At 68.5% G+C, this 13072-nt stretch carries 11 protein-coding genes and 1 pseudogene; 4 read left to right on the forward strand and 8 right to left on the reverse strand.

All coding sequences use genetic code 11. The annotated features are described in order from the left end of the window. Positions 1–1277: 1277 nt before the first annotated feature. The 4 genes from LG396_RS10505 to LG396_RS10520 form a co-directional block, all read right to left on the reverse strand. A complete protein-coding gene (locus tag LG396_RS10505; protein WP_225794522.1) occupies positions 1278–1799 on the reverse strand; it encodes a hypothetical protein in 522 nt (173 codons plus the stop codon). Positions 1800–2130: 331 nt separating this feature from the next. Next, positions 2131–3066, reverse strand: coding sequence for an IS110 family transposase (locus LG396_RS10510; RefSeq protein ID WP_225794523.1), 936 nt, complete (start codon positions 3064–3066; stop codon positions 2131–2133). Between the two features lie 60 nt (positions 3067–3126). Further along, on the reverse strand, positions 3127–3942 hold the full coding sequence (locus LG396_RS10515; protein ID WP_225794586.1) for an SPDY domain-containing protein: 816 nt from the start codon (positions 3940–3942) through the stop codon (positions 3127–3129). Positions 3943–3963: 21 nt separating this feature from the next. Then, positions 3964–4236, reverse strand: coding sequence for a hypothetical protein (locus LG396_RS10520; protein WP_225794587.1), 273 nt, complete (start codon positions 4234–4236; stop codon positions 3964–3966). A gap of 490 nt (positions 4237–4726) precedes the next feature. On the opposite strand from LG396_RS10520, the pseudogene LG396_RS10525 reads away from it, so the two are divergent. Continuing rightward, positions 4727–5023: pseudogene (locus tag LG396_RS10525) on the forward strand (SAM-dependent methyltransferase); the annotation flags it as partial. A 288-nt stretch (positions 5024–5311) separates the two neighbouring features. Here LG396_RS10525 and LG396_RS10535 read toward each other — a convergent pair. Further along, a complete protein-coding gene (locus LG396_RS10535) occupies positions 5312–6919 on the reverse strand; it encodes a hypothetical protein (protein ID WP_225794524.1) in 1608 nt (535 codons plus the stop codon). Between the two features lie 660 nt (positions 6920–7579). Here LG396_RS10535 and LG396_RS10540 point away from each other — a divergent pair. Continuing rightward, on the forward strand, positions 7580–9160 hold the full coding sequence (locus LG396_RS10540; RefSeq protein WP_225794525.1) for an ISL3 family transposase: 1581 nt from the start codon (positions 7580–7582) through the stop codon (positions 9158–9160). Next, positions 9157–9705, forward strand: a complete 549-nt coding sequence (locus LG396_RS10545) for an SAM-dependent methyltransferase (protein ID WP_225794526.1) — start codon at positions 9157–9159, stop codon at positions 9703–9705. Before LG396_RS10540 ends, LG396_RS10545 begins: the two co-directional genes overlap by 4 nt. A gap of 135 nt (positions 9706–9840) precedes the next feature. Here LG396_RS10545 and LG396_RS10550 read toward each other — a convergent pair whose 3' ends face one another. The 3 genes from LG396_RS10550 to LG396_RS10560 all read right to left on the reverse strand — a co-directional run bounded on the left by LG396_RS10550 (position 9841) and on the right by LG396_RS10560 (position 12094). Next, positions 9841–10386, reverse strand: coding sequence for a hypothetical protein (locus LG396_RS10550; protein ID WP_225794527.1), 546 nt, complete (start codon positions 10384–10386; stop codon positions 9841–9843). A gap of 445 nt (positions 10387–10831) precedes the next feature. After that, the gene (locus LG396_RS10555) at positions 10832–11665 is read right to left on the reverse strand and encodes an HNH endonuclease family protein (RefSeq protein ID WP_225794528.1); all 834 of its coding nucleotides are present in this window, start codon (positions 11663–11665) and stop codon (positions 10832–10834) included. Positions 11666–11839: 174 nt separating this feature from the next. Then, entirely contained in the window at positions 11840–12094 is a 255-nt protein-coding gene (locus LG396_RS10560) for a hypothetical protein (protein ID WP_225794529.1), read from the reverse strand. 329 nt (positions 12095–12423) lie between these two features. Between LG396_RS10560 and LG396_RS10565 the strand changes: the two genes are divergently transcribed. Continuing rightward, positions 12424–13035, forward strand: coding sequence for a hypothetical protein (locus LG396_RS10565; protein ID WP_225794530.1), 612 nt, complete (start codon positions 12424–12426; stop codon positions 13033–13035). Positions 13036–13072 lie beyond the last annotated feature (37 nt).

The raw sequence follows: 13072 nt of genomic DNA on the forward strand, positions 1-13072 counted from the left end.
CGCCCCTACGACCCCACCGGGCCCGAAGGCCCGAACCGCCACCGCCCAGCATCAACAGGGCGTTCCACGCCCGTGCGCATCGCCACCGCCCTCGGCGTCACCGCAGCCCGCTCTCCTGACGATGCCTGCCTGCGCCTACCGAGGATCCACCGTGAAAGCGGCACTCGTGAGAGAGCACCAATCACGTGATGACACTGGGAGCCTGCCAGCCGCACGCGCATTCTGTCGCGACACTGATCAGGTTCGCAATTGAAGCTCTAGAACTGCAATGCAACCTGTAGCCTGACTGCAAGTTGCGCTTCAACTCCACCTGCAAGTGGCGTGGAGGCGCAGCCCCACGGGACGGGCCGGCCCCGAAGGGCCGACCCGCAAACGGTGCCGCCGGACTAGCGGCTGAGCCAACCGATCAGGTCCAGGTAGAGCTGGCCCGTTGCGATCAGCAGGCTCCAGTACGCATAGTCCGGCGGTTCTCCTTGCCTCATCTCTCACCTCCTTCCCCCGACCGGAGGAGAGGACTGGCAAGGATCAACCGTCTGATCAAACCCTAGGTGGCATATCTGACCGTCCTACGCCGTCGACCGGAAAGTCTCCGTTTCTCACCAGATCTCGACCGACAGCGCAAGAGGGCGACATCAAGACGCTCTATGCGCGTTCCTATCTGTCGAATATTGATCGGCCTTCCCGACGCTCCGATCGTTCGGAACTTGCCAGTGGCATAAAGAATGGGCGAAGTGGCACCGGACAGCGACGGCATGAAGACGACCGGGACCCGTTCGGCCACGGCTGGGCGAGCCGGCGACGTACCGTCGGCCATCACCCGCCGCCCCGCGTTGATCAGCTTGGCGCGCGGGTCTGCCGACAGACCATGGGCGCTGTCCGTCCGGATGACCAGCGGGACCCAGGGACGGCCCCTGCGATGTGTGCCGCATCGTTGCGGGAGCTGCAGGCCGCTGCGGGGGCGACGAACACTGCGAGGGCATGAGTAAAGCCCGGCCTCCCGCGAACGGGAGACCGGGCTTTGTCGGGGGTTCTGGGCAGTCGGGAGCCTTGCTCGCCTGTAGACCCCAGGCGGCGGGGACGGGAAGTGCGTGCCCTGGTCGCACGGTCCTCTCCGCGGTGGTGCCGCGCGGCCGGTCATGGTGCCGACCGGTGCTCGTCGAACAACGCTGCGGTCTGCTCCCACCAGGTCTCGTGCAGGGCGGGGTTCTCCCGGGCCTGGCGGCATAGCCTGCGGTGCTCGCCTATCTGTCCGTTCAATCCAGGTTGACGGATGGCGGCTACAGCTGCCGCGGCACCAGGGCGTTGCTCGGGTCGGACATCTGCGAGCTTTCACACGTCGGGCTGATCGGGTCGTCGCTGCAGTTGTACATGTAGCCGATCCGGACGGTGAACTTCTCTGCGCCTCGGACCTTGTCCAACTGGTACTGGTACGAGCAGCCGCCGGAGCCGAAGTCCTCACTCGCGCAGACCCGGACGTTGTACACCCAGGGGTCGCCGGTGTCGTTCCACGACCAGTAGTGGACGCCCACACCGTCGGCCTCGATCCGGATGTGCTTGAACGCGCCGGCCGGAATGCTGTCCGGACGGACCGGGCGTTCGAACTTCAGGCTGACCACGCCGGACTCATCCGGCGCGCAGGGCGCCTGGCATCCCGCCACGGTCGCGTCGAGCAGGTTGATCGGCGGCGGCTTCGGTGCGGTGGTGTCGGCGGCATCCGCCGCCGGGGACCCGGCCAGCAGCAAGCCCGCCGTCGCCAGCGCCGCCCCGAGAGCCTTGGCCATACGTGCATGCGTGCGCATACAGCATCTCCTTGTGTCGAATGGACGAAGCACGAGACCCACGCCTTGTGTCGCATGCGTCCCGCACCCCCGTACGGCCCTCGGATCCGGCGCGTTCAACAAGCGATTTCTAGCAGTGCTTGGGCGGGTTCACGACTTCCGACAGCGGTTGTTCACAGCTGTCCTTCGACGATGAAGTCAGTCGGTTTCAGCACTTTTACCTGGCCGGGCTGACTCCGTCGTCAAGGCGTCGGGGCGGCCGGGGGGCCCTGGCAGATGTCGCAGTAGGGTCCCGTCACCGCTCGTCAAAGCGACCTGAGGTTGACGCAGGGCCTCAGGCTGACACAGGGTGTCATCGGTCGTTCTCCTCGGCCAGGGCGCGCAGCAGGGCGGCGGTCTGGGTGTCGGTGAGCCCGGTGCCGTCGGCGCGGCGGCGGGCGTCTTCGGCGGGGCCGCGCTCCGCGTCAAGGGCAAGGAGCGCGGCGGGCAAGTCGCTGGCGGGTGTGGTCCCGGCTGGGTGGCCGAGGCAGATGAGCGGCTCGGGCAGGTCGGGACACCGGGGGCACTGCAGGGCGTCGGTTCGCGCGGCGGCCTGGTCCAGCGCGGTGACCAGGTGCCGGATGTGCACGGCCTCGGCGTCTTCGACACGGGAGTCGAGGAGCATCGCGGGGCGGCTGAAGATCATATGGAGTCTCTCGGCTTCGCCTTCCACACTGCGGTGCCTGCCTGCCGCGCTCAGCAGGGCGGCCAGGACGGCTCGTGCCTGGCCGCTGCGCAGCCCTCCGCTGCCGGTCGGCCATGCCGATACGGCGGCCGGCCAGATCCGCATCAACGCCGCCCGCAGGGCGTGCAGGACTTCGACGCGGTGGGCCACGGCCGCGCGGTGGGCGTGCGCCACGATCCGAAGTGCCTGTGCCTCCGGCGAGGAGGCCACAAGTGAACGGCCCTCCCCCGCCAGGGTCATCGAGGCGATCAGCCGCGCGTCGACGCGGTCAGATTTGGCGGTCCCCAGGGCCGCGCGGTGGCGGGCGGCACGAGCGGGGTCCACCTGCACGACCTCCATTCCCGACGCCGCCAGCGCCCGGGCGAACACCAGGTTCACGTCCTCGATGCCGGTCACCGTGGCACGCCACCGGCGCGACAGCGGCGCAAGGAACTCCCGGAAGTGGGCGACGGGGTCCGGGCTCTCGGCGTAGACGATGCGCGTTTCCCCGACGACCTTCCCAGACCGGTCTAGGACAGCGAAGTCGAGCCACCGATCCGACCAGTCGCACCCGGCGACCAGCAACAAACCACCTCCCAGCGGAGAACGAAGAGCGTTTCCAGACGGCGAGCCAGACCCCGTGTCCTAGCCGGCGGGCGTCCACAGGAGCCGCTCGCGGGTCACCTCGGGCACCACCCGGCGCAGGACCGACGCCGTCGAGCTGAGGGAGGCGGCGAACGCGGCCACGAGGTCGTGCGGGACGGACGCGGAGAACGACACCGCCCACAGGCACGGCGCGCCCGGTGCGGGCTGGGCCCATGCCTGCCATCCACCGGGGGCCGCCTCACCAGATCCTGTGGTCAGGGTGCGCGGGTCGGCGTCCTGGATGAGGGGCGGTACCTCACCCAGGCTGACGTGCGAGATGAACGTGGGATCCGTCGCCCCCGCCGAATGGTCGGCGTCGCGGCGCCACCCGTGGGCGGTGACGGCGTCGAGGACCAGCTCGGGGCGAACGTGCGGCACTGCGGGGTGGGGGCGTGCGTCGAGGGCGGTGAGGAAGTCGGCCACCGCCTCGCCGGGCACATCGGGCGTGAAGTAGGCCGACCAGTCGGCCGGGCTGCTGGTGTCCGTACGGGCGGAGACCTGCCAGGCGATCGGCAGATCCCCCAGCTGGAACGGCTCGTCGGCCAGCATCCACTGGGCCCAGCACAAGCCATCGGGGCTGATGTGCAGGACGGTGCTGCGGATGACCTGGCGGTCCTCCGGCTCCTCGTCCGGCTCCTGCCGGCCGCGGACAATCGTCAGGCTCGTCCAGCCCAGGCCGCCGAGCGCGTCGGCGACGGTGTCGTAGAGGCGGCCGTCGTCACCGGCCAGATGACGAGGACCGACCCAGTAGGCGCGCTGTGCACCGGTCGAATCGGACGGGTCGAGCGGGAAGCCGGAATACAGGGGCGCCTCCAGAATGGGGGGGGTCGGCTGCGTTCAACTGCCGGCGGTGCCGCGGGAAGGGCGCGGGCGCGGCTGGACGGGGCTCTGCCAAGCCAGGGCGACCGCCACCTCGGGCGGCAGATGCCCGAGCTGGCTGTCCTCGTCGCGCCCTTCGGCGAGGTAGACCACGGGCAGGCCCATCTCGTCGACGGACGGCACCACCTGCGCGAGGCGATGGGCCATCGGGAAGAACGGGTTCATCGCCTGACGGACCGGGGCGCCCCGGTCGCAGGCGGACAGCATGTCGATGAGATCACCGACGGTCATCTCCGGGTACCCCCGCTTCCGCCGCACGGCGTGGAAGCCGCTGGAGCGACCGTTGCGCATGGGAGCCGCGGTCACGAGAAATCACCTCTCTGACCTGGGAGTTTCACACAAGGTCGTCGATGTTGACATGCCCTCGCCCAGCTTGGCCAGTCGGTTCGCGATCTTTCTTGTCTGCCGCCGGCGAACTTCCGGCTCCGGGTGCCCGTCCACGTACCCGCGAGTCTTCACCGGGGAGAACCGGGCGCTGAGCACGTCCGCGATACGGGACGGAGCCTCGGTTCGCGCTGTGCCCATCGGCAAGGTCCTCGCGGTGGGGACTGGGTGGTGGGCTCTACACCTTCGAGGGCCCTTCGGCGGGAGCGCTGCGGTGAGCGAGGGGTATCTACCTGGGCCCTCGCTGGGGCGGGAGAAGGGCTGCGGCTACGTTGTCGGCTGACCCGTTCCCCGCATACCAAGGACGGCCCTCGTGGGAGACCGTAGTGATGCTGTGATGAAGATCGATCCGACTGTGGCGCATTCGGCTCGGATGTGGAACTACTGGCTGGGTGGCAAGGACAATTACGAGGCGGACCGCGTTGTCGGTGACCAGGTCCGAGAGGTCTATCCGACGATAGTCGACGTCGCGCGGCACTCCAGGGCCTTCCTCGGCCGGGCGGTGCGGCTGCTGGTGCAGGAGGCGGGGTTACGCCAGTTCCTCGACATCGGCACCGGCCTGCCCACCGCGAACAACACCCACGAGGTCGACCAGAGTGTCGAGCCGGCCTGCCGGATCGTCTACGTCGACAACTGTTCCCTGTCATCCAATCGAGTCGTTTGACATCGAACGCAGTCGTTTCGGGCTTCCTTGACAGCGAAACCTAGTCGTACGAGGTGACGTACCGGGGTGCCTTGCGGGTGAAAGGCATCGCGCGCCGTGCTCGCGTTCGCGGGTAGCTCGCTGCCCTCAGTCTGGAGGAGGTCCGCTGGGCACTCCACGTTGCCACTGGCGTTCCGGCGGTGGTCTTCGACGCCAGTGAGCACGGCTCGGTGCGCGACCCCTACTAGCGCCCGCAGGGAGCTGACCGCGGGCGAGCCCCTAGCCGGAGAAGAACGCCGTCAGGGAGGCGAGGATCGCCAGGGCGGGCTGGGCGATGTCCGCGCCGGAAGACAGCAGGGCGCGCAGCCGTTCGATACGGGTCCTGGCGGCTGGCAGGTCCGGCTCCGGGTCCGCACCGATGCGGGCGAGGTCGTGGATCTCGCTGGCCGCGGCGTTCCGGTTGGCAGCGGCCATGTCCCGGCTCGCCAGCACGAGTTGCAGCAGCCGGATGAGATCGTCGGCGTGCTGGATCGTGCCGTAGGTGTTCTGGAAGTCCCGGATCACCGTGTCCTGCGGGCGGTTGATGAATGTGGTGTTTTCGCCCTGGAAGTAGAAATTTTCCGTCACTTCGGCTCCTGAGGTCCTTGAGACTACGACGACTTGACTGTTGTGCACGGCGAGCCCTGCCGCGGACGGAACCACGGACCGCAACGCTGACTTGATCGCCTGCTCGGCCTCGCGGACGGCGGCGAACGCAGCCGCGTCGGCGGCACGGCCCGGGGCGAGGAGGTTCTGGAGGGCATCGGGCGCTGGGGCGTGTACCTCGGTCTCGAAGGGCGCCGCGTGGTAGGTGTAATAGTCGGAGGTGGGCCCGTACCGCGCCAGCGAGCGGCGCTCCTCTTCGGCTTCCGGCGTCCGCATGGAGTCCGTGACCGGACGCAGGACCCTGTCGATCCCGCCGAAGAGGGACCGGAAGTAGGCCGTCGAGGTGTGCTCGATCCGAAAGACGATCTTCTCGCCTTCATGGAGCGGACCCTGCGGGGAATGGAAGACGACCAGGCAGGGGAGGAGTTCGGGGCCGAGACCGAGCAGCGAGGCGATCTCGTAGGCGCCCTGCGGGTCGTACGGTGTCCAGCGTAGCCAGCGCAGAGTGGACATGACGCGGTACAGCTCGGGCTCCAGATGTCGCCGCCAGTACTTCTTGGCGGTGGACCAGTCGGTCCGCCGTTCCACGACGAAGACCCGGGTGGCGGGTCCGGACAGCACGTTCAGGTCGTCGAAGTGGGTGCGCACGTATGTCGCGAGCTCAACGTCTGCGTCGGTGTAGAGCAGCACGCCCCACAGGCGGGGGCCTCCTGCGGGGGCATTGGCGTTCTCGGCCAGTTGGAGCCATTGCAGCAGTGCGGCCGGGTTTGGGGGCCCGGCCATCATGTAGCTGGCCTCGGCCGGGTGCATGATGCACAGGGCCAGCAGGTCGCCGTCGGTCAACCCGGCCTCGGCCAGAGTGAGGTGCCCGGGCAGATGTTCGTCCGTCGCAGAGTCGGCGAGCCACTCCTGCAGGACGTCACCGTGCCGGTACAGCGGTCGGAAGGTCCGAACGGCCTCGGATTGCTTCGGCCGCGCGACTCGGAGACGACGGGCCTCGCTCAAGCACAGGGACTGGAGCTGGTGCACAGTCATGCCCCACACGTCGGCGTCGGGCACGACGATCTCGAAACTCCCCTTACGTGCGCGCCGATCCAGCTTCAGCCATCGTCCGGCACCGGCACCGGCGTCGAATTCCCCCGAGCTGATCAGCGCGTCCAGGGCCCGTGAGTAGCATGCGCCGTACGGACTGTGGGTGACACTGGCCCAGTCTCCCTCACGAACATCAATGTGCAACCGCATACGTCGTGCCCCCTCATGAAGTCCCGTTTCCTGTCCGGATTATGGGGGACGGCATGGGGGACGCGGTATCGGTTCGTGAAGGGACCACCAATAGGGCCCGGCCAGGTTGGTATTGGTTCTGCGTGTTGCGGTGACAGGTGGGCAGTCGCTGGGCCAGACCGTGATTTGCCATCCAATTCAGTCGACGCAGGTCAGCGCGAGCTGAGCAACCAACTGCTGTCAAAGGACAGTAGTTCGTATCCTTTGACAGTTAGTTGTGCGGAGCCAGGTGACCTGGGTCGACTGGGGTGGATGTCAACGAATCTGCTCGTGCTGAGGCCGCTCGGGGGCCGAAGGCCCGGCGCACCGTATTGCGGGAGGCCGACGCCGAGGCCGACCGGCAGCTGAACACCCTGGCCGGATGGAGGAGGTTCAGACACCCCCAGTGTGATCACCCCTCCGACTAAATTCACTGCCAGAAAGGCCGAAACGACTGGGTTCGCTGTCAAACGCCTCGATTGGATGACAAAGGACAACAACGTGGCCTTGTTCACGACTCCCGGTTCTGGCTCAACTTCCGTGAAGCGTGACGGTGAGTGACGGCTGACGCTGGGATGGGCCTCCGGGAAGTTGCCTGAAAATGATCAGTGGTGATCTCGGTGTGGCCAACAGTTCGGCGCCGTGGAAGAGACGGTGCTCCGGCTGGAGGAACTGCTGTTCTCGTCGATCGCGGACGTGGCGGTGCTGTCTGTGGACGTGAACAACGAGGCGATACGCGTTGAGGCCCGCCGGACGACGGCCGGCTCTACTTGTCCGGACTGCGGAGCCTGGTCAGGGCGGGTGCACAGCTCCTACCTGCGGTTTCCGGCCGACGTGCCCACCGCGGGGCGGCGGGTGGTGCTGAGCTTGCTTGTCCGTCGGTTCTTCTGTCCGAACGCTTCGTGCGGACGGCGGACGTTCGTCGAGCAGGTGCCGGGGCTGACCCGTCGGCATGGCCGGTGGACCGAGCGGTTGCGTTCGACGCTGGCCTCGGTCGGCCTGGCGCTGGCCGGCCGGGCCGGGGCACGGATGGCCCGGGTCTTCGGGGTGCCCGTCAGCCGAAGCACAGGGCTGCGGCTGGTCGACGCACTGCCCGAGCCGCAACCTCCAGCCCCTCGGGTGGTCGGTGTCGATGAGTACGCCACGCGCAAGGGCCGCGTATACGGCACGATCCTGGTCGACGTCGAGACCCGACGGCCTGTGGACCTCCTACCCAATCGGGAGGCATCCAGCCTGGCCAGGTGGCTCGCCAAGCGACCCGGCATCGAGGTCGTAGCCGGGACCGCGCTCCCGGCCGGGGCGCCCCAAGCGGTCCAGGTCGCCGACAGGTGGCATCTGTGGAACAACCTCGGCGAGGCCGCCGAGCGAGCCGTCGCCCGCCACCGCCAGTGCCTGCGCGTCCTGGTCCCCGAGCCGGTCGGCAAGAAGGCCGAGGAGCCCACGCCGCCCGAGGAGACACCGGACTCGCCGTGGCGAAGCCAGCGGTTCGCCAACCGTATCCGGGCCAGGCACGCCACCGTCCACGCAATGCTGGAAGCCGGCCACAGCCGCCGCTCGATCGGCCGCCAACTCCACATGACCCGCTGCTCCGTCAAGAGCCTCGCCGACGCCGCGAAGCCGGAAGACCTCTTCCGCGGCCAGTGGCAGTACAACCGGACCTCCGCCCTGGACGAGTACAAGCCCTACCTCGATGAACGCTGGGACGAAGGCTGCACCAACGCCTGGAAGCTCTGGGAGGAGATCGTCCTGCTCGGCTACCGGGGCAGCTACGGCATCGTCAGCGCCTACATGAGGAAGAAGCGCACCTCACCCCGCCCGGTCACCGCACGACCCCCAGCACCCCGGGTGGTGACCCGATGGATTCTCAGCAGACCGGAGACGCTCACCGAGCTCGAACAGCTCCGGCTCAAGGCTGTGCTGGCCGAGTGTCCCGAACTCGAAGCCCTCACCGGCCACGTCCGGGCCTTCGCCCAGATGCTCACCGAGCGCCAGGGCGAACGGCTCCCGCAGTGGCTCGATGCCGTCCGCCAGGACGACCTGCCCAGCCTCCACACCCTCGCCTCCGGCATCGACCGAGACCGCGACGCCGTCATCGCCGGCCTCACCCTGCCCTGGAACTCCGGCGTCGTCGAAGGACACGTCAACCGAATCAAGATGCTCAAGAGGCAGATGTTCGGCCGAGCCGGCTTCCATCTGCTCCGCAAGCGGGTCCTCCTCGCATGACGGAGAGCTACCGCTTCAGGGAAGTTGAGCCAGAACCGGTTCTCGCATCCAAAGCCAACAACGACCCCCTCGTCCTCGCGCACGCCCGCGCCCTGCTCGCTTCCACGCGCGAAGGGGCGTGCGCGTACGTGGACTGCGACGCCCGCGACCCGGAGGCGATTCTCGACGCGGCCTCCCGCACGCTGGACTTTACGCGGCCTGTCGGGCTGATGATGCTGGGCATCCTGGGGTCCGTCTGGGACGACGAGGAGGCGTACGCCATCCGGGACCGGCTGGTCGCGGCGCTGGCACCGGGGAGTTACCTGGTCTTCGAGGACGGCACCAACGCGATCAACCGCGAGGCCGCGGACGCCGCAGAGAAGACGCGGGCCGAGGACGGGGATCCCTACCGGCTGCGTGACCGCGGGCAGATGACCCGGTTCCTCACCGGCCTTGAGGTGCTGGAGCCCGGGCTGGTGTCGGTGTCGCAGTGGCGCCCCGAAGAGGGCCGCTGGGCGGTGCCCGACGCCGTGAACGCCTTCTGCGCGGTCGCGGCCAAGCGCTGATCCATGCCGGCTGTGCAACCGCGGGTGGCAGGCTGAACGGCGGGGAGCGCGAGCAGGAGGCGCATCCAGCGGGCGGTTCGTGGCCCATGGTTCTTCAGGCGGCCGCTCACCGTCGAACCCCAAGGCGCCGTTGGACTAGACCAGTTCATTGGTACTGGCGGATATCAGTGGGCGACCTGCATCGGAGCGCGCAGACATTGGAAGTCCCTCGCGAAGGAGGGGAAGGAAGCGGCTGGGGTCGCCGAGGACGGCTTCGCCTTCTCGCGGCCACAGTTGGGCATCGGCCAGGGCGACGCCCAGATATGCCGTCGTCGGATCAGGCTGGTCCCAGGTGGGATCTACGACGCCTCCGTCCGGGTCCACACACCAGGCGTGGGGAAGAGGAAAGCCATGCGTCGTGGCGAATCCCTCGGCGTAGATCAGGCCGCGGTCGCGGTGAGCACGGGCGGTCCTTGCCGCGTTGTCGTAGCACTCCCGATCGGGCAGCTTCCGGACCTCGGCCGGCCGACGCTCGTACGTGAAGAGGCGACCGTGCGTCAGCAGGAGATGGAACTGCGTGGGGTGGGCCCAGCCCGACCGGCCAACGACGCCGGCTACTTCGGCGCCCAGGCGCACGAAGGCCGTCAACTTCCTGTCGGCAGAGTCGTAGGGAGGCGTACCGGCGTCGACGTTGCTGGCCATAGCCGAATCGTCCTCCGTTCCGGGCGGCACCGGAGGCGATTCGGCCGATCGTCTGGCCGGCGATCCGACGGGGTGTTCAACGGGCAGGCGCCCGGCAGGTGGGTTTCCGCGGTCGGGCCCGCAGACGCAGGTTCTGAGGCAGTCAGGTGGGTCCATCATCCAGGAGGGATGGGCCGGCACTACGTGGAGCAGATCGGCCCAGGTGCTTGGCTACGTCAGCGGACGCGATCTCTGGTGCGCTCTTGGCTGGCTCGGACCCATCGAGGTCGGACGCGGGCCTCCCGGCGCGGCCGGGTCACCTCTCATGCAGAGCGGATCATGATTCGGGGGAGCCCGCTCGGCAGTCCCGTCGCCCGGCTGGCCGCGCCGCGAACGCGTCGGCATGTACAGCGAAGAACCCCGTCGCCTTGACCGAGGGCCAGACGACGGGGTGTATCGGCAGTGGCTATGCCGCCGGCGTGAACTCTGACTGGCGTGGTGACGGCTCGACACGTGTCGATCGAGCGAGGACGACGGTGATCTCTGGGTCGTCGCAGCCCGCGGCGATTCGCTGAATAGCAGCGTGCTCCCGGCCGTCCGCAGACAGGCCCCAGCGGACCTTAACCACGACCCAGTCCGTGATGTAGCGGCAGGGCGCCGCTACGGCAGGCGGCATCCACTCGGCGGGGTCGCGGTCCACCTTCGACTGATTCGACTTGTCGTGGACCGCGAGGAGGGCACGCGGGTCGTCAAGATCGTTGGCGTAAGCCTCCCGCTCGGCCGCAGTCCACGTCCGTGCTCCGGAGTCCCAGGCTTCACCCAACGCCACCATATGGTCGATATCGACGTCGAGCTTGCTGGTCTGCGTGGTGTCGTCATACCAGGAGTACCAGGTGCCGGTGTCCTTCGCGATGGTGCACCGGCCGGTGATCTCCGGGGCCGTGACGGCGTCTCTGAGCAGCACTTCGGCCCGCGTGTCGCAGCCGTCGCGATCCGAGTCGACCCAGTGCTTGAACTCACGACGGTGGTAGCCGGCGCGGGGGCCCTCCTTCTCAACGGGCAAGCCAGTAATCAGCTCCGACAGCGGAGCTTTCACCACCTCGCCCTGTGCTGCTACCGCAGAGCCTGCGGGCAAGAGCAACAGCGCGAGGACCAGGCCAGTGCGCCGACCACCCCATGGGCGAACAGTCTCTTGATCGATTTCATGAACCCTGCATAGCGCCAGCACGGACTCTGGCAGCTGCGCCGCGCCGCCCTTCACTCCTTCGGGAGTGTCGGTCAGTCCACGATGGTGCCGCATCCGGCAGAGTCCCCGGCCTCCGAAGAGGGCTCAGCTCAGACACGGCGTGGGCGACCTGGTCCCTGAGTGAGAATCAGAACACCGCCGTGAAGGCAGCCCACGGGCGAGCGGCTGTTCGCCGTCGCGGCGGTCCGGCACCGCGGCGCCGCGATCGAGGCCCCGCTCGGCCGTGGTCTAGTCGAACTCTTCCTCAATGACGTCGTCGACGATGTCCCGGATGGTGTCGGTGTCGAGGCCCTCGCACGCCGGCGGCAGCACCGTCTGGTCGACGAGCTTGCGGGCGGTCTCGGCGTTCTCGGCGATGCCGAGGTTCTCGGCGGTTGCCTCCTTGCAGGCGGTCTGTGCTTCGCCGGAGCCCCCGTCGTCGCTGGAGCAGGCGCCGATGGTTAGAAGCAGACCGGCGACCGCGGCCACGGTACGCATGCGCATGGTTCCCCCTGGACGTGTCGTGTCAGGTGCATCGTGCAGCATGCGCGCACGCTCGTCCGCCGAATCGACCAAGTGCAGACAACGGCCGGCCCGTTCGAGACATCGTGCCGGATGCCGCGCGGCGGACTCGTGCTCGTCGGCTGCCCGCAAGTAGCGCGAGCACCTGCAGGAGTGCCGCGGCTGCGCCGCCGGGCATGTACGGCATCGGCGGGATCACGCGGGCATCATGTGACGCAGAGAGTCGGGGAGTCGAAGCGGATCGGGGATCGCGTCCGATGGCGGTCACCGGGCCGTGCCGGCCACGACGTGATCGGGGGCGGGCCTTGGGCATGGGCATCTTCGTCGGCTGCGTCATCGGTGTGGTGGGCATCGGCCTGACGGTCTACGGCATGCTGACCGGCGGTAAGCGGGACCGCGCCGCTGTGGCCGCTCTCGAATCGGCGCTCAGGCAGTGGGCCGTCGCGCACGGGGCCGGCGAACTGCACGACGTCGGCGATCCGGCCTCGCTGGTGGCGTCCTGGCCGCAGCGCCGTATGGACGAGGTGCTGCTGGCCTGCCACGGCCACCGGCGCAGCGGACGATTTACCGTCGTCGCCTTTCTCGAACACGACGAACCCGCCAACCACCACCTCCTGCTGATCAGGCTCAGCGTCGGCGGCCAGTTGCCCGCCCCGTCGAAACCCTCCGGTGCGTCGCGGCACGGCCGCAGGCGATGGGCACGCGAGACGGCGGCCATGCTCGGCTACGACGACACCGCCACCCACATGCTCGAACAGGCCGCGGCCGCCGTCGACGGCTCCCTCCACCTCGTTCGCGACCAACTGTGCGTGCTGCACTGCGGACTGCCCCGCACCGCGGTACGCGACCTCGAACCGCACCCCGACGCGCTGGTCAGCCTCCTCGACTCGGCGACCGATCTCGCAGAGCAGTTGTCGCGCTGAAGCGACCGCGCCGCCGGACCCCCGGTGGAACAGCCCG

The sequence above is a fragment of the Streptomyces aculeolatus genome, from assembly GCF_020400605.1.
Lineage (GTDB): Bacteria > Actinomycetota > Actinomycetes > Streptomycetales > Streptomycetaceae > Streptomyces > Streptomyces aculeolatus.